15 protein-coding genes are annotated in these 17547 nt (G+C 71.4%); 7 read left to right on the top strand and 8 right to left on the bottom strand.

Annotated features, from left to right (window positions below; genetic code table 11):
* Positions 1–378 precede the first annotated feature (378 nt).
* Complete coding sequence (locus tag QQM67_RS28555) at positions 379–2622, top strand: terpene synthase family protein (protein ID WP_314178118.1); 2244 nt, start codon at positions 379–381, stop codon at positions 2620–2622.
* A gap of 104 nt (positions 2623–2726) precedes the next feature.
* On the opposite strand, the gene QQM67_RS28560 is transcribed toward QQM67_RS28555, so the two are convergent.
* The 3 genes from QQM67_RS28560 to QQM67_RS28570 are packed head-to-tail and all read right to left on the bottom strand — an operon-like array spanning position 2727 to position 5646.
* Positions 2727–3251, bottom strand: a complete 525-nt coding sequence (locus tag QQM67_RS28560; protein WP_314177944.1) for a hypothetical protein — start codon at positions 3249–3251, stop codon at positions 2727–2729.
* A gap of 59 nt (positions 3252–3310) precedes the next feature.
* Positions 3311–4882, bottom strand: a complete 1572-nt coding sequence (locus QQM67_RS28565; protein WP_314178119.1) for a sensor histidine kinase — start codon at positions 4880–4882, stop codon at positions 3311–3313.
* Between the two features lie 17 nt (positions 4883–4899).
* Entirely contained in the window at positions 4900–5646 is a 747-nt protein-coding gene (locus QQM67_RS28570; protein ID WP_399067871.1) for a response regulator, read from the bottom strand.
* A gap of 588 nt (positions 5647–6234) precedes the next feature.
* On the opposite strand from QQM67_RS28570, the gene glgC reads away from it, so the two are divergent.
* From glgC to fdhA, 6 genes are all read left to right on the top strand, one after another.
* Positions 6235–7455: a glucose-1-phosphate adenylyltransferase gene (glgC, locus tag QQM67_RS28575; RefSeq protein ID WP_314177947.1), complete on the top strand. Its 1221-nt coding sequence runs from the start codon at positions 6235–6237 to the stop codon at positions 7453–7455.
* Positions 7456–7908: 453 nt separating this feature from the next.
* A complete protein-coding gene (locus tag QQM67_RS28580; RefSeq protein WP_314177949.1) occupies positions 7909–8403 on the top strand; it encodes a DUF485 domain-containing protein in 495 nt (164 codons plus the stop codon).
* Positions 8400–10043, top strand: a complete 1644-nt coding sequence (locus QQM67_RS28585) for a sodium:solute symporter family transporter (RefSeq protein ID WP_314177951.1) — start codon at positions 8400–8402, stop codon at positions 10041–10043. Before QQM67_RS28580 ends, QQM67_RS28585 begins: the two co-directional genes overlap by 4 nt.
* A 543-nt stretch (positions 10044–10586) precedes the next feature.
* Entirely contained in the window at positions 10587–11999 is a 1413-nt protein-coding gene (locus QQM67_RS28590; protein ID WP_314177952.1) for an FAD-binding oxidoreductase, read from the top strand.
* Between the two features lie 261 nt (positions 12000–12260).
* Positions 12261–13046 (top strand): Fpg/Nei family DNA glycosylase, encoded by a 786-nt coding sequence (locus tag QQM67_RS28595; RefSeq protein ID WP_314177954.1) that lies wholly within the window; start codon positions 12261–12263, stop codon positions 13044–13046.
* Between the two features lie 156 nt (positions 13047–13202).
* Positions 13203–14432, top strand: a complete 1230-nt coding sequence (fdhA, locus tag QQM67_RS28600) for a formaldehyde dehydrogenase, glutathione-independent (RefSeq protein WP_314177956.1) — start codon at positions 13203–13205, stop codon at positions 14430–14432.
* Between the two features lie 139 nt (positions 14433–14571).
* Here fdhA and QQM67_RS28605 read toward each other — a convergent pair whose 3' ends face one another.
* From QQM67_RS28605 to QQM67_RS28625, 5 genes are all read right to left on the bottom strand, one after another.
* A complete protein-coding gene (locus QQM67_RS28605; RefSeq protein ID WP_314177958.1) occupies positions 14572–14889 on the bottom strand; it encodes a hypothetical protein in 318 nt (105 codons plus the stop codon).
* 206 nt (positions 14890–15095) lie between these two features.
* Positions 15096–15413: a hypothetical protein gene (locus QQM67_RS28610; RefSeq protein WP_314177959.1), complete on the bottom strand. Its 318-nt coding sequence runs from the start codon at positions 15411–15413 to the stop codon at positions 15096–15098.
* A gap of 198 nt (positions 15414–15611) precedes the next feature.
* Positions 15612–15983, bottom strand: a complete 372-nt coding sequence (locus QQM67_RS28615) for a hypothetical protein (protein WP_314177961.1) — start codon at positions 15981–15983, stop codon at positions 15612–15614.
* Between the two features lie 294 nt (positions 15984–16277).
* Positions 16278–16589 carry a hypothetical protein gene (locus QQM67_RS28620; protein ID WP_314177964.1) on the bottom strand — a complete coding sequence of 104 codons (312 nt, stop codon included), beginning with the start codon at positions 16587–16589 and terminating at the stop codon, positions 16278–16280.
* Positions 16590–16914: 325 nt separating this feature from the next.
* Entirely contained in the window at positions 16915–17238 is a 324-nt protein-coding gene (locus QQM67_RS28625) for a hypothetical protein (protein WP_314177966.1), read from the bottom strand.
* Positions 17239–17547: the final 309 nt, after the last annotated feature.

Here is a 17547-nt window from a genome sequence, read left to right on the forward strand (position 1 = left end):
GTCTCGGCCCGTCGCCGCCGTCTATACACAGGGGGTATACATCGCATGTATAGACGCCTCGTGTGGCGGACGGGTTGAGTGGGGCGGATGGTGAATTCCCGGTGCCCGTAAGCGAGTTGGGACGGCCAGTCCGCGCTTCGTTGTGGGCTCATATGACTGTTTGCGGGCACGGATACGTGGCCGTGGCGTCGGGTAGTGCTGTGCCGACCGGGGGCGGGACCGCGGCGGCAACGGCCACAACAGCCGCGCTGCGTGGGTCACTTGACACCGGCCCGCAGAGTCCCGCCCGGCTCGCGGTGCAGCCTCGTACGACATGGGAAGGGCCGGTACGGATCAGTGACAGCGGCGGGAAACCCCTTCGAACTGCCGGACTTCTACATGCCGTATCCGGCGCGGCTCAATCCGCATCTGGGGCAGGCGCGCGAGCACTCCACCGCGTGGGCCCGCGAGATGGGCATGCTGGAGGGCTCGGGAATCTGGGACGAGCGTGATCTCGAAGCGCACGACTACGCGCTGCTGTGCGCGTACACCCACCCCGACGCCTCGTCCGGCGACCTCTCCCTCGTCACCGACTGGTACGTGTGGGTCTTCTTCTTCGACGACTACTTCCTGGAGAAGTTCAAGCGCACGCCGGACCGCGAGGGCGGCAAGGCGCACCTGGACCGGCTCGCCGAGTTCATGCCGATGGACGACTCCGCCGCGGTGCCCGAGCCGCTCAACCCCGTCGAGGCCGGTCTCGCGGACCTGTGGGCGCGTACGGTGCCGCGCATGCCCGGCGGCTGGCGGGCGCGGTTCGCGGAGAGCACCGCGAACCTGCTGGGCGAGTCCCTGTGGGAGCTGTCCAACATCGGCGCACACCGCGTCCCCAACCCCGTCGAGTACATCGAGATGCGCCGGAAGGTCGGCGGCGCGCCCTGGTCCGCGGGCCTCGTCGAGTACGTGACGGGCGCGGAGGTGCCCGAACAGATCGCCGCGTCCCGGCCGATGCGCGTGCTGCGCGACGCCTTCGCCGACGCCGTGCACTTGCGCAACGACCTCTTCTCGTACCAGCGGGAGGTCGAGGACGAGGGCGAGAACAGCAACGGCGTGCTCGTGCTGGAGCGCTTCCTGGAGTGCACGACGCAGGAGGCGGCCGACGCCGTCAACGATCTGCTGACCTCCCGGCTCCAGCAGTTCGAGAACACGGCACTGACCGAACTCGCGCCGCTCTTCGCCGAGTCGGGCCTCGATCCGCAGACGTGCGCGGGCGTGCTGGCGTACGTCAAGGGGCTCCAGGACTGGCAGTCGGGCGGGCACGAGTGGCACATGCGCTCCAGCCGCTATATGAACGACCGTGGCGCCGGGGGCAGTTCGGGCGCAGCGGCGCGCCCCGCGCCCGAACCCTGGCTGCGGCCCGCCGGGCTGGGAACGTCCGCGGCGCGGATCCCCGGCTGTGCCACGGGCGCGGGCACCGTACGGACGACCCCGCGAGCCGAGTCGGCCCGCGTCCGGAGCTTCACGCACGTCCCGCACCGGCGGGTCGGGCCGTCACAACTGCCGGAATTCCACATGCCGTTCACCGCGCGGCTCAGCCCGCATCTGGAGAGCGCGCGCCGCAACGTCGTGGAGTGGGCGCACCGCATGGGCATCCTGCGGCCGCAGCCCGGCGTCCCCTTCTCCCACGTCTGGGACGAGCGCCGGCTCATCGACATCGATCTGCCGCTGTGCGCCGCGGGCATCCATCCGGACGCCTCGCCCGGCGAACTCGACCTCAGCTCCGCATGGTTGGCGTGGGGCACGTACGGCGACGACTACTACCCCGTCGTGTACGGACGCCCCCGCGACCTCGCCGGAGCCAGGGCCGCCACCGAGCGGCTCCCGGCCTTCATGCCACTGGACGATCCCTCGGCTACGCCGGAGCCCGCGACCGCGCTGGAGCGCGCGCTGGCCGATCTGTGGGCCCGTACGGCCGGGCCGATGGCCCCCGGCGCGCGCAGCGCGCTGCGCCGCTCCATCGAGGACATGACCGGCAGTTGGCTGTGGGAGCTGGCCAACCAGGCGCAGAACCGCATCCCCGACCCCGTCGACTACATCGAGATGCGCCGCCTGACCTTCGGTTCGGAGCTGACGATGAGCCTGTGCCGGCTGGCGCACGGCGAGCGCATCCCGCCGGAGGTCTACCGCAGCGGGCCCATGCGCTCGCTGGAGAACGCCGCGTGCGACTACGCGGCACTGCTCAACGACGTCTTCTCGTACCAGAAGGAGATCGAGTACGAGGGCGAGATCCACAACGGCATCCTCGTCGTGCAGAACTTCTTCGACTGCGACTACCCGGCGGCGCTCGGCGTCGTCAACGACTTGATGACGTCGCGCATGCGCCAGTTCCAGCACGTCGCGGCCCACGAACTGCCCGTCGTGTACGACGACTTCGAGCTCGACGCGGAAGCCCGCGGCACGCTCGCCTCGTATGTGACGGAGCTGGAGAACTGGCTCTCCGGCATCAAGGTCTGGCACGAGGGCTGCCGCCGCTACCGCGAGGAGGACCTCCGGCACACCCCCGACCCGCAACGCCGCCCCGGCACCCTTACGGGCCTGGGCGTCTCGGCTGCCCGCGTTCCTCTGGCCGCGGGCCGGGCGAGGTAGGGCGCCAGCGGATTCGGCCGCCCGCCCGGCTGGGCGGGCGGCCGCGGCTCCCCCCGGAGTCGGGGCCCACTCCCCCGGGACGGGGGGAGGAGGTCCGGGACCGGTCAGCCCTCCGTGCTGTTCTTGTCGCTCTTGTCGCCCTTGTCGAAGTCCTGCGTCGCGCACCACGCGCGGACCTTCTTCAGGCCGTCCTCGCGGTCGCCGAGCCTGGTCTTCAGTTCGCGGCGGTCGTCGAGGCGGTCGTTGAGGAAGTCCGCGATGACGTCGTGCCCTTCCTTCTTCGCGTTCTCGATGCGCTTCTCCAGGCGCTCGAACGACCCCCGCGTCCGCACGCCGCCGTCGAGGCGCCGCTGGAGGCGGTCGATCCGCTTGTCGATCTTCGGGGCGCGCTTGCACAGCCGCTTCGAGCCGTCGCCCTTCGGGGCGTGCTTCGCCTCCGGCCGGGACTTGGCGCGTGCGTCGCCGTCCGTCTGCTTCTGCGATTCCGACTGGGCCTGCGTCTGCGTGGTGTCCGCCGATACGGGGCTCGCGTCGCCGCCGGTCGTGGCGACCGCTGCGGCGACGCCTCCCGTGGCGAGCAGCGCGGCGACGGTGGACAGCGCGACGACGGTGCCCTTCGTTTTCCTCATGACGGTGTCTCCTCCTTGTCGGGACGGCACGAGTGCGGATCCCCGCGCGGCCCCGGACGCTAGAGGCCCTCTTTGTGAATTCCTTGTGAGCCGGAGGCCGTTCCGATCAGCCAGTCGCGCTGCGCGGGCAGACCCGGATCCGCCGGGGCCGCCTCGCGGCGGGCGAGCGGGATGCGCACCTCGACGCGCGTGCCGTGGCCGCCGTCCGGCCTGTCCCGTATCTCGACGGTCGCCCGGTGCAGCGCAGCCTGCTGTGCGACGAGGGTGAGGCCGAGCCCCGAACCGCTGCTGTCCGGGCCGCGCCGGAAGCGCTGGAAGACAGCGGCGCGCTGTTCGGGCGGGATGCCCGGGCCGTCGTCGTCGACCGTGAGCACGGCGATGGGGCCCGCGGGCGAGTCGTACGGGCGCACCGCGACATCGACGGAGGGACCGTGAAGCTGCCCCTGTCCGGCTCCCTGCCCCCGGCCCCGCCCGTGCGCGAGCGCGTTGCCGATGAGGTTGTCCAGCATGGAGCGCAGCCCCGGCTCCCACCCGTGCACCGTGAGACCCGGCTCGGCCGCGGCCAGGCGCACCCCCGTCCCCGCCGTACGGTCGCGTCGCCGCGCGTCCGCGACCGCCGCCTCCACGACCTCGCCCAGGTCGAGGGGCCCGAAGGCGTCCGCCTCGACGAGGTCGCCCTGACCCAGCTCGCGCAGCATCACCAGCAGCCCGAGCAGCCGGGAGTGCTCCCGCCGAAGGTCCTCCAGCACCTCGTCGCGGTCCTCCCCGGCCAGTTCGGGGTGTGCGGAGAGGATCTCCAGATTGGTCTGCATGCTCATCAGCGGGGTGCGCAGTTCGTGCGCCGCCGCCGAGGAGAAGGAGCGGGCCGTCGCCAGTGCCTGCGCCGTGCGGGCGGCCTGCTCGTCGTAGCGCGCGAGCACCGTACGCAGCGTCTCGGCGAGGTCGTCGACCTCGGTGATGCTCGTCGGGGTGTGTTCGAGCCGGGAGGTGTCGGAGCGCGGATCGAGACCGCTGGTGCGCTGCTGGAGCCTGCGCAGCGGACGGCTCGCCCGCGAGGCCGCGGCCCACGCGAGCAGCGCCGAGACCGGCGCGGCGGCGATCGCGACGAACGCCACCCGGCGCCGTACGAACGCGAGTTGGTCCCGGCCCGTGGTGTCCGGGGAGAACAGCCAGAGCGTCCCCTCGACTCCGGGCCGCTTGCCCTGCACCGGCACCGACAGCACGCGCCAGCTGTCCACCCTGCGCTTGCGCGGCATGCCCTCCGGCGTGCCCTTGCCCCGCTCGCGCACCGTGACGGGCCGGGGCGCGGAGTCCGGCAGCCGCGTACGGGCGTCTGGCTGCGGCCCGCCCGAGAACGTGCCCTGCGGGCCGACGACGCGGATGCCCACGTCCAGGGCCGCCGCGTACAGCCGCCGCTCGCGGACCTGTTCGGCGCGCGGACGGTCCGAGACGGTCACCCGGAGCAGCCGCCGCGCGTCCTTCTTCACCACCGCCGCCCGCTCGCGCAGATGCGCGTCCTGCTCGGCGTGGATGTCGCGCGCGACGAGGGCGAGCAGCAGCCATCCCGACGCCAGTACGAGCAGCGGCACGGTGAGGCCGATGGCCAGGGCGATGCGTGTGGAGAGCTTCATCTTCACGGGGCTGCCCCTCACTTCTCCTCGCGCAGTACGAAGCCGACGCCGCGCACGGTGTGCAGCAGCCGCGGTAGTCCGCCGGCCTCGGTCTTGCGGCGCAGATAGCTGATGAAGGTGTCGACGGCGTCCGTACGCACCTCGAAGTCGTAGCCCCAGACGCGCTCAAGAAGCTGGTCCCTGGTCAGCACGATGCCCGCGTTGCGCGCGAGCACGAGGAGGAGCTCGAACTCGCGGCGGGTCAGCGGCAGCGGGACGCCGTCGCGGTGCGCCTCGCGGGTCGCGGGGTTCAGCACGAGGCCGCCGAAGCGGACGGCGTCGGCGGCGCCGGGCGGAGCCGCGGGGGCCGCCGCGGCCGCACCGGGGGCGGGCGCGGCAGCCGTGGTGCCTGCCGGACCGGGCGCGGCGGCCGGTGCGCGCCTGCGCAGCAGCGCGTCCAGCCGCAGCACCAACTCCTGGAGCGCGAACGGCTTGACGAGATAGTCGTCGCCGCCGGCCTGGAGACCCGCGATGCGGTCGGCAGTCTCGTCGAGCGCCGAGAGCATCAGCACGGGAACGTCGTCACCCTCGTCGCGGAGCGCCTGGCAGACCTGGATCCCGTTCACGTCCGGCATCGAGATGTCGAGCACGAGGACGTCCGCGGGCTGCGCCCGCATCAGGGACAGGGCGCGCCGTCCGCCCTCGGCGAGCTCGACGGCGAAGCCGTTCAGGCGCAGCCCGCGCCGCAGGGAGCGGCGGATCGCCGCGTCGTCGTCGACGACCAGTACGCGGCCACGGTCACCGGCCGGTCCGGGGGCGCCGGCTTCGCCGCCGGCTCGGGGCGTGCCGGGAGCCCCGGCCGCACCGGCGTGCGCTCCGCGTGCCCCCGTCGGCCCGGGGGTTCCGTGCGCGCGGGCCGTTCCGGGTGTTCCGCCCGGCCCGTACTGCCCGCGCGCCCCGTACGGCCCGTACGGCCGCGCCCCCGCTGCCTCTCCGCTCATCGGCCTGCCCTCCCCTTCCGCCTCCCGCCCACCTCATGCGTACGTCGTGCATACCGCTCTCCGCTCTCCGCTCTCCGCTCTCTGCTCTCCGCGGGTGCGGTGCGGTGCGGTCCAGTGCAGCGCGTGCGGTCCAGTACGGTCCAGTGCAGTCTGGCGTGCGCACCTTCCGGCCCGCGAGCCCCTGTAGCCTCGCCCTTCCCCTTGATCGACGTTTGCCGCTGGACGATCGTGCGTACAACGGATTTACGGGACCGCCCCGCCCGCAACCGCGAGCCGACCTCGGAGGCGCGCGGCAGGCCCGTGGTGGGGTGACGGCGGATCGGCGGCCGGGCGCGGGCCCGGCCGCGAACGACAGGCGGCGGAGGTTTCGGGATGGCAGCAGGACCGCGCGTACTGGGCATCGTGCTGGCGGGCGGCGAGGGCAAGCGGCTGATGCCGCTCACGGCGGACCGCGCCAAGCCCGCGGTGCCCTTCGGGGGCGTCTACCGGCTGGTGGACTTCGTACTGTCGAACCTCGTCAACGGCGGGATCACGCGGATCGCCGTCCTCACCCAGTACAAGTCGCACTCGCTCGACAGGCACATCTCCACGACCTGGCGGCTCACGGGCCTCCAGGGCGACTACGTGACGCCCGTTCCGGCGCAGCAACGGCTCGGCCCGCGCTGGTTCATGGGCAGCGCCGACGCCATCTACCAGTCGCTCAACCTCATCCACGACGAGCAGCCCGACTACGTCGTCGTCTTCGGCGCCGACCACGTCTACCGCATGGACCCGCGCCAGATGCTCCAGCGGCACATCTCGGGCGGCGCGGGCGTGACGGTCGCGGGCATCAAGGTGCCGCGGGATCAGGCGAGTTCGTTCGGCGTCATCAGTACGGAGCCGGGCGGCGAGCGCGTCAGCCGGTTCCTGGAGAAGCCCGAGGACCCTCCGGTGCAGCCGGGCGACCCCGACCACGTCTTCGCATCGATGGGCAACTACATCTTCTCGACGGACGTCCTGCTGGACGCGCTGCGCCGGGACGCCGAGGACGAGGACTCCGTGCACGACATGGGCGGCAGCATCCTGCCGCTGCTCACCGAGCGCGGGCAGGCCCAGGTCTACGACTTCGACGAGAACGAGGTGCCGGGCGAGAGCGAACGCGACCACGGCTACTGGCGGGACGTCGGAACCCTCGACGCCTACTACGACGCGCACATGGACCTCATCTCGCCCGAGCCCGTCTTCAACCTCTACAACCGGTCCTGGCCCATCTTCACCAACCAGGCGCAGCTGCCGCCCGCGAAGTTCGTGGCGGGCGGCATCGCGAGCGAGTCGATGGTCAGCACGGGCGCGATCATCGCCGGCCAGGTCACGGGCTCGGTGCTGGCGCCCGGCGTCGTGGTCGAGGAGGGCGCGGTCGTTCAGGGGGCGGTGCTGCTTCCCGGCGTACGGGTGGGACGCGGCGCGGTCGTCCGGCAGTCGATCCTCGACAAGAACGTCGTGGTTCCCGAGGGCGCGACGGTCGGGGTCAACAGCGAACACGACGCCGAGTACTGCACGGTGTCGGCCGAGGGCATCGTCGCGCTCGGCAAGGGGCAGCAGGTACGGCTCTGAGCGGAGGTCCCGGGGAAGCAAGCGGGGCGGCGGGAAGCAGGGAAGGCAAGGGGGAAGGCGGAAGCGGCGGGCGGCAGTCGCGGGAGGCAGCCGCGGGCACCCCGAGCGGACTCAACTCCGCGTGGGCGTACGGAGGTTGATGCCCGGCCACCCGGTGACACCGCTGCCCGGGTGTGAGCGCCCGGGCACGTTACCTTCACCGCCTCCTTCACGGACCGCCCTTCCCCGATCACCATCCGTGGCTCTAAACTGCTGTAACCCCCGGTAAACACCGGCGACTTCGCAGCCGTCCCGTGTCTCGGTGCGTCAGGCTGCCCGTTTTCATCCGCTGGAGCACCTTTGACTTTCGCCCGTCGTCCCGGCATGCCTTCGCGCCCCCACCGCCGGGAATCCCAGATTCGCCACAACGACCCCGTGAACCTGCGGAGTTCGGCGTTTCTACGACGGGACTCGATGAGGCCTGCCTACCGGACGGGCTCGTCCAGCGAGGCCCTGACCGCCGCCCGGCGCATCCAGCTGCAACGCGGTCTCGGTCTCGTCCTCGGCGTCTTCCTGCTTTACGCGCTCGCGTCCTGCTTCGTCCCGGCCGTGCTGCCCGTGGAGGTCTTCGGCGGCTTCCGCGTCGGCGAACTGGCCGCCGCCGCACAGGTGTTGGTGATCGCCGTCGGCGTGCTCCGCCATGACCGCCACGCGCGGCGGCACGTCGAACCGCTCGCGCAGCGCGTCGCCACCCGCGAACCGGGCCTCTACGCCGACGTGACCGGCCGGCCCCGCACCTCCGGCACGGCCGCATCGGCAGGGTCGGCCGCCTCCGCGGCGCCGACGGTCACGGCCATGTCCGCGGCCTCCGCGGCGGCCTCCGGCGACATCGCGGACTTCAACGCCTTCGACTCCTCAAGGGCGTTCGGCGATCGGGGCGCACACCGCGCGGCGAGGGCAACCACGTGAGTTCGCTCGCCGACGAACGCGCCATCGCGATCTCCGTCTTCCTCGTCTTCCTCGCCGGCTGCCTCTTCCTCTCCATGCTGACCAGCCCGGATCTGCAAGAGGGCGCCGACGACTTCTTCGCCGAGCGGGGCACCGCCCGGACCGCGGCGCCGCGCCCCCTGCGCCAAGGCCTCGCTCTGACAGGCGACTTCGTCTCCGCGGCCGGCGTCCTCTACCTCTGCGGCATCGTCGCCGTCGGCTCGTACGACGGCATCCTCATCATCGCCGCGACCGCCCTCTCGCCCCTGCTGCTGAAGGTGTGGCTGGCCGAACGCGTGCCGGAGGGGCCGGGCTGGTCCCTCGGCGACGTCCTCGCGCGCCGCCTGCCCGGCGGTCCCGCCCGCCGCGCGGCCGGTTTCGCGACGCTCGTGGTCTGCGTGCCGCTCCTCGCCGCGCAGCTCGTCCCCATCGGCCAGATCACCGCCGCCCTGATGGGACTGCCGGGGCAGCAGGGCGAGATGGCCGGCATCGCGCTGGTCGGCGTCCTCATGCTCTCCTGCGCGGCGATAGGCGGCGTACGGGGCTCCACGCTGCTCCAGATCGTCAAGGCACTCGGATTCCTGCTCATCGCACCGCTGTTGGCTCTGGTCGTGCTCGCCGGCTTCGACTGGGACTACGGCGAAGTGCTCTCCCAGGCCGCTCAGGGCAGCGGCGGGGGCCACGCCTACCTCGCGCCCGGCCGGCTCTTCGGCGCCGACTTCGCCGGCCGCCTCGACACCCTCAGTCTCGCCGTCACCGTGCTCCTCGGCACGGCCTTCCTGCCGCACCTGGTGATGCGGCTCTCCGCGAGCCGTACGGCCGAAGGCGCACGCCGCGCGAGCAGTTGGGCCGTCGCCGCGATCTGCCTGCTGTGCGTGGCGACGGCGGTCGTCGGCTACGGCACCCAGGCCCTCGCCGGTTCTCAGGGGATCGGCGCTGCGGGGACGCGCGGCGGCGGCAACCTGCTGCTGTTCGCCGCCGGCTTCGACGCGGGCGACACCCACGGCGCCGACACCCCGAGCACCCTGCTGACGTTCATCGCCTGCGGGGCCTTCCTGGCCGTGCTCGCCTCCGCGTCCGTACTGCTGCTGGCGGGCTCGGCGGCGATCGTCCACGACATGGGCCGCGGACGGCACGCCAACGCGGACCAGGGGGCTCCGCACCGGCCGTTGCGGGCCAGGATCGCGCTCGTGCTGGTGGGAGCGGTGAGCATCGCGCTGGCCGTCTTCGTACGCACCGCCGACGCCCAGTTCTGGCTCACCCTCACCTACACCGAGGCCGCGACCGTCGTGCTCCCCGCGCTCGGATGCTGCCTGCTCTGGCGGAACTTCACGCTGCGGGGGCTGCGCTGGTGCGTGTACGGGGGCACGCTCGTCGCGCTCGGGCTGCTGGCCCTCTCACCGGCGGTCTCCGGCGGCGCCGGCTCCCTCTACCCGGACGGAGACTGGGCCGTCTTCCCGCTGCACGCCCCGGGCGTGGTCAGCGTCCCGGCCGCATTCCTGCTGGCCTGGGCGGGCTCCCGGCTCACCCCGGCGCGCGCGGAAGCACCCGCTACGGCTCCTCCCCAACGCCCGGGCCGCGCCGCCCACTTGCTCGCGGGCAGCGGAACGCCCCGCCCCTGACAGAGGTACGGCGGCGGAGGCACGGCGGCAACTGCGACTCAGCGGCGATGACTGTGCCTGTGCAGGCCCCTGTGCCCGTACGTACGAGCACGTGGTGACGGCGGCCGGCCCACGGTGTCACGGAAGGGCCGCGGGCCGGTCCGCCGCCGGGTCCGGAGCGCCGGGCGGCCTGATCGGGCGGTGCACGACAGGTCGCCCGCACGGACTCCGGACGGACGCCGGAACCCTCAACGAGGGTCCCCGGCGGGCTTGTTGGTCCGAATCTCCCTCTCGGTAACCGCCGCTATCTGTACGGTGATGCCCGAGTTGCACGGAAAATCACATTTGCCTACGCTACCTGAAACGGGTTCCCGCGCAAGCGGTGGTTCCACGGCGGCGAGCCGCACCATGACGACCTCACCGGAGGTGCGCACAGGCCGAGTTGACCACCCGCACCCACATTCCCGCCCCAAGCGGCAGGCGTGCCCCCGGCGTTGCTCTGCTCCGCGGTCTCCCCTGACCTCCGCCTCCAGGGACGTACGTAGAAGGCAAAGCGAGGCCCCGATGAGCAGCCACCCCCACCGCACCCCCACCGGAAGCCGCGACAGCCGCACCGGCACCACCATCGAGGGCGAGCTGATCAGGCGCGGCGAGCGCGCGTACGAGCGCGCACGCGCGGAGGCGGTCTGGAACGGGCTGACTCCGGACCGGTTTCCCGAGGCGATCGTGCGCGCCGCCTGCGAACGGGACGTCCCCGAAGTCCTCGCCTACGCACGCGCCCAGGGCCTCCGCGTCTCGGTGCGCTCCGGCGGGCACAACTGGTCCGGCTCGCCGCTCCGCGACGGCGCGCTGCTGCTCGACCTCTCCCGGCTCCAGCACTGCGACGTCGATCCCGACTCGTCCACGGCCGTGATCGGCCCCGCCGTCACCGGGCGGATGCTCGCCGCCGAACTGGCCCGGCACAGGCTGGCGTTCCCCACGGGCCACTGCCCGGGCGTCGCCCTCGGCGGCTTCCTGCTCAGCGGGGGGCTCGGCTGGAACTCCCGTGAGCTGGGCCCGGCCTGCCAGTACGTCGAGGAGATCGAGGCGGTCACCGCCGACGGCCGCACCGTCACCTGCAGCGGGTCCGAGAACCCCGACCTGTTCTGGGCGGCGCGCGGTGCGGGGCCCGGCTTCTTCGCCGTCGCCATCCGCTTCAGGCTCCGGCTGCTTCCGCATCCCGGCTCGATCATGACGGCGTCCTGCGCGTTCCCGCTCTCCGAGGCCGAGCGCGCGGGCGGCTGGGCGCTGCGTACCGCGCGTGAACTGCCGCCGAACGTCGAGACCAGCCTCGTACTGACGGCGTCGGACCCCGACGGCGGCACCGCCGGCTCCGGACCGGGGATCAGGATCGAGGCGAGCGCCTTCGCCGCCACGCGGAAGGAGGCCGGGGACGCCCTCGCGCCGCTCGACGCCTGCCCCTTCCCCGAACTCGCCCTCGATCTGCGGCAGTCAGAGCCGACGGCCTTCAGAACCCTCTACGAGGGCGCCGGTTCATCATGGCCCGAGAAGCACCGTTACGCGGTGGACACCCTCTGGTCCACGGAGTCGTACGAGACCCAACTGGCCCGCGGCGCACGGCTGATCAGCCGCGCACCGTCGCAGCGCTCTCTCATCCTCATCCCCTTCGAGCCCGTGACCCCGGACCCCGGCGAAGGGCGCGACATGGCCTTCTCCGCGCTGGGCCGGTCCTACCTCGCGGCGTTCGCGGTCTGGGACGATCCGGCGGCCGACGAGGCCAACACCCGCTGGCTGCGCGACGGCATGGCCGAGCTGGACCCGCAGGGCACCGGCAGCCACTACATCGCCGAGGCCGACCTGGGAGCCGGGCCCTCGCGGTCGCGCCGCTCCTTCGCGCCCGCCGACTGGGAGCGGCTGGAGCGGCTGAGGGAGCGCTGGGACCCGTCGGGCCTCTTCCACGGCTTCCTCACGCCGTGACCCCGTGACGCCTCCCCGCAGCCGGAATCTGTTTCGGCCAGGCCCGGAACAGCTGTGCTCCGGCGTCCCCGCGCGGCAGCCTCGTCCACGGGCCGCGGCGCTCCGGGTGACGCCGGGGGAGGGCCGGAGCGCCGCGCCCGCGCGCCCGTCGCCGCCGCTCGCCCGCGCACCCCTCGTCGCTCGCGGCTACGCTCGTGGCCACGGGCGGATCCGCCCAGGATTCCGGGGGCGGGCCCGCGCCCGGGATTGGCGGTGTACGGCATGCCTGAACTGCCCGACGTCGAAGGCTTCCGCAAGGTCCTCGACTCCTGCGCCCGCGACCGCCGGATCCGCCGGATCGAGGTGTACGACGCGGGCGTGCTGCACGGCGTGAGCGCCGAGCGCCTCCGCCGCGAGCTGGAAGGCCGCACCTTCACCGAGCCCGAGCGCCACGGCAAGTGGCTCTTCGCCCGTACCGGCGGGCCGACCCTGATGCTGCACTTCGGCATGACCGGGCAGCTGCTGTGCTGCCGCCCCGAGGACGAGCGGCACGCGCACGACCGCGTCGTCTTCACCGTCGGCGGCGACCGCCAGCTCCGCTACCGCGACCAGCGGAAGCTCAAGGGCCTCTGGCTCGGCGACGAGGCGGCCGTCGCCCGTACGCTCGACGCCCAGGGCCCCGACGCCGCCGACGTCGGACGCGCGGAATTCGGCGACCTGTTCCGGCGCCGGCGCGGCAGCGTCAAGTCCGCACTCACCGACCAGTCGGTGATCGCCGGAATCGGCAACCTGCTCGCCGACGAGATCCTCTGGCGGGCCCGCCTGCACCCGTCCCGCCGGGCGGGCGGCCTCACCGACGGCGAACTCGCGCGTCTCCACGGGGACATGCGCTCCGTCCTGCGCTCCTCGGTGCGTGCGGACCGCGTGCCGCCCCGCAGCTCCTGGCTCACCGGCCACCGCGACGATCCGCACGCCACGTGCCCCCGCTGCGGTACGGCCCTGAGCCGCGGCCGTACGTCGGGCCGCAGCACCGTCTGGTGCCCGCACTGCCAGCCCGAACCCTCCTGAGCCCTCTGCCCGAGTCCCTCTGCCCGTCACGCAAAAGGCACATAAGTGCAGGTGATGGGACCTTTACTCCCTCGGACTGGCCGAGGTGCCCGAGGTGCCTCAAACTGCCACAAGGGGGACGGACAGCGCCCATACGCATGGTCGGAGGGACAGTTCATGAGTGGAAACAGGGCCGTCGCCTACATAGAACCCGGCGTCGTCGAAGTGCAGACGATCGACTATCCCGACCTGGAACTTCACGACGGTCCCGGAGTGGACCCCCATAACGTCGGCCGCAAGTGCCGTCACGGAGTGATCGTCAAGGTCCTCGCGAGCAACATCTGCGGCAGCGACCAGCACATGGTGCGGGGCCGCACCACGGCGCCCGCGGACCTCGTCCTCGGCCACGAGATCACCGGCGAGGTGATCGAGAAGGGGCCGGACGTCGAATACATCAACAAGGGCGACATCGTCTCCGTCCCCTTCAACATCGCCTGCGGACGCTGCCGCAACTGCAAGGAGCGCCAGACCGGCATCTGCCTCAACGTCAATCCGGCCCGTCCCGGATCCGCGTACGGATACGTGGACATGGGCGGCTGGGTCGGCGGCCAGGCCGAGTACGTGATGGTCCCCTACGCGGACTTCAACCTTCTCCGCTTCCGCGACCGCGACCAGGCACGCGAGAAGCTGCTGGACCTGACGATGCTCTCCGACATCTTCCCGACGGGCTACCACGGCTGCGTCAGCGCGGGCGTCGGCCCGGGCAGCACCGTCTACATCGCGGGCGCCGGCCCGGTCGGCCTCGCCGCGGCGGCCTCGGCCCAACTCCTGGGCGCCGCCGTCGTGATGGTCGGCGACCTCAACGAGGAGCGCCTCGCCCAGGCCCGCAGCTTCGGCTGCGAGACCGTCGACCTCAAGCGCGGCGAGCCGCGAGACCAGATCGAGCAGATCATCGGCGAGCCCGAGGTGGACGCGGCGGTCGACGCCGTCGGCTTTGAGGCGAAGGGCCACGGCAGGGACGCGGGCGAGGCGCCCGCCACCGTCCTCAACACCCTGATGGACGTGGCCAGGGCGGGCGCGTCCCTCGGCATCCCCGGCCTCTACGTCACCGAGGACCCCGGCGGCGTCGACAGCGACGCGCAGACGGGCGCGATCAAGATGCGCCTCGGCCTGGGCTGGGCCAAGAGCCACAGCTTCACCACGGGCCAGTGCCCGGTGATGAAGTACCACCGCCAGTTGGCGATGGCGATCCTCCACGACCGCGTCCAGATCGCGAAGGCGGTCAACGCCCAGGTCATCTCCCTGGAGGACGCCCCCAGCGGCTACGCCGAGTTCGACAGGGGCGCCAGCCGCAAGTACGTGCTCAACCCGCACGGCGAGCTGAACCGCTACCAGAAGGCGGCATAGCGGCCTCCTGACGCTCCGTCGGAGCCGTGCATCGCCTCCACCCGTGGTCCGGGAGGCGGGCATGAGAAAGGGCAGTCCCGGGACCGAGCTTGGGGTTCGGTCCCGGAACTGCCCGAGGGCTGCCTTGGTGCTCAGAGGCTCAGAGCCCGACGTCGCCCAGGACGCCGCCGGTACCGCCGGTTCCCTCACCGCTGGTGTTCTCGGCGTCCTCGTTGTTGAGGCCGCAGAGCTGCTGGTTCGCGTCTGCGTCCCCACGGCCGCCGGAAAGGAGCGGGCCGTTGATGGTGACCAGGGAAGCAACTCCCGTGGAGTTGCTGTCGTCCCCGACGTTCTGGATGCACTTGATGTAGACGGGCCCGTGGGCCTCGACGTCGTGAGCGGACGCGGCGCCGGCACCGATCATGCTGACGCTGCCGACCACGGCGGCCACAATTGCAGCTTCGCGAAGCTTGGCCATTTCATCTCCACTTCCGTGAGGGCTTGACACGACCTGATAACCGATCGCGTATAGGCAGTGACAGACGGTATTCCCAAAGCGCCCAATGGGTCCTGCAACACGCCGTATTGTGCGGATTATCGAAGTCGCGCCGCAGCAGACACAGTTCAGGGACCGAGCTGCTGCGCGCTCGGTCCCTGAACTGCTCTACGTCTCGGCTGTCCGATTCAGAGCGTGATGTCGCCCAGGACGCCGCCGGTGCCGCCGGTCGCGGTGCCGCCGGTGTTCTCGGCGTCTTCGTTGTCGAGGCCGCACAGCTGCTGGTTGGCGCTCGCGTCTGCGTCGCCGCCGTTCAGGGCGTCGGAGACGTTCACGTCGCCAGTCTGGGTGGTCACGGTGTTGCTGCCGGTCTCCTGCGTGCAGTTGATGCTGATGGAGGGCGGCGGCTCCTCCTTCTCGCCGCAGGCGGACGCGACGCCGGCGCCGATCATGCTGACGCTGCCGACCATGGTGACTACGACAGCAGCTTCGCGAAGCTTGCGCATTTCATCTCCACTTCCGTGAGGGGTGAGGCGTCTAGTAATCGGTTGACTACACTCAGTGAGAGACAGTATTCGCGAAGTTCCCTTTTGTCCTGCAACACGCCGTAATGTGCTGCTCATCGAGTGGCCCTGCGCACGCGCGACTCAGGGGTCGAGCACTGGGCCCGGCCCCTGAGTGTTCTGCGTCGCGGTCTTGAGTGCTCAGGCGCCGTCGGCGCCGAGGGTGATGCTTCCGCCGATCCCGCCGGCACCGCCGGTCGCCCCGGTCGCGGGGGGCTCGGTCCCGCCGGTGACCTCCGGCTCAGTCGGCCCGTTCTCGGCGCCCTCGTTGTCGAGGCCGCAGAGCTGCTGGTTCGTGCTGGTGTTGGCGTCGCCGCCGTTGAGGGCGTCCGAGACGTTGGCGACGCCGCCGGTCTGGGTGGTGAGGGTGTTGTCGCCCGTGTCCTGCTCGCAGGTGATGCTCACAGAGTCCGTGTCCTCGGGCTCGCCGTAGGCGGACGCGACACCGGCGCCGATCACGCCGACGCTGCCGATCACGGTGGCTACGACAGCGGCCTTGCGGAACTTACGCATTTCATCTCCACTTCGAATGAGGCTTGACGCGATCCGTAATCGATCACGTACAGGCAGTGACAGATGCTATTCGCGAGGGAAGCCGCCTCAGGCACACAACACACGGTTTTAGGATGATTGTTCTTGCCCTAATGGGTGGGCATGTTCAATTCACGAACCGGCTTTCCCGCCGAAGAGTCGGGGTGCGGCTTCCGAAGACCCGACAGCAATCGGAGTGCGCTTCGGGCCGGGCATGACTCAGGGACCGGGCATGTGTGCCCGGTCCCTGAGTTGTGCGATGGATTCGTCCGTTGCTCAGAGCGTGATGTCGCCCAGGATCCCGCCGGTGCCGCCGGTGGCGGTGCCGCCGGTGTTCTCGGCGTCTTCGTTGTCGAGGCCGCAGAGCTGCTGGTTGGCGCTCGCGTCCGCGTCGCCGCCGTTGAGGGCGTCCGCGACGTTGGCGGTGCCGCCGGTCTGGGTGGTGAGGGTGTTGTCGCCCGTGTCCTGCTCGCAGGTGATGCTCACCGACTCCGGGGGCTCCCCGCCCGCGGAGGCGACACCGGCGCCGATCATGCCGACGCTGCCGACCAGGGTGACTACGACGGCAGCTTCGCGAAGCTTGCTCATTTCATCTCCACTTTCATGAGGGCTTGACACGGTCGGTTACCGACCGCATCTAGGCAGTGACAGACGGTATTACCCTCAACTGTCACTTGCGTCCGCAACACGCCGAGTTGCGCTGATTGTCCGGTCGTAAGTCCGGATGTTCTGCCTATACGGGGGCGAATTCGGGTCCGGTCCGCGATGGGGCGCGCGGTACGCGCTTCGGTCCGACGTGGCGGGGGGCGGGAGTGCCAACAGCCCGAGGCGGCCTCTCCTGTTCGGGAACCGGTCCGGACACGACTCGGGGACCGGGCATGTGTGCCCGGTCCCCGAATGCTTCGGACTGACGTCAGGCGGCGAGCCCGATGTCGCCGGCCACCCCGCCGAGGCCGCCGGTGGCGGTGCCGCCGGTGTTCTCGGCGTCTTCGTTGTCGAGGCCGCAGAGCTGCTGGTTGGCGCTCGCGTCCGCGTCGCCGCCGTTGAGGGCGTCCGCGATGTTGGCCAGACCGCCGGTCTGGGTGGTGAGGGTGTTGCTGCCCGTGTCCTGTTCGCAGGTGATGCTCACCGAGGGCGGGGGCTCCTCCTCACCGTGAGCGGCCGCGACGCCGGCGCCGATCATGCTGACGCTGCCGACCATGGTGATTACGACAGCAGCTTCGCGAAGCTTGCGCATTTCATCTCCACTTCCCTGAGGGCTTGACACGATCAGTGACCGATCGCACGTGTGTAGTCACTGACCGTATTCGCAGTTGTGTTGATTTCGCCCGTAACACGCCGCTCCGGTGACTATGTGTCAGCAGGGCGGTCCCTACTGCCCGCTGGGTGAGCCGGTCGCGTCGTCCGAAGGGATGTGCGCGTATGCCGTACCCGGTCGGTGAGTGTCTGGGCTGCTCGCCGAGTGGCTTCGGGTCGCCTTGCGAGGCGGGCGCCCGCTCAACTCTCCTTCCTTGTCCGCGGGTTGTGTGGATGAAGTTTCGAGGCG

This window comes from Streptomyces winkii (assembly GCF_032248595.1).
GTDB classification, from domain to species: Bacteria; Actinomycetota; Actinomycetes; order Streptomycetales; family Streptomycetaceae; genus Streptomyces; species Streptomyces winkii.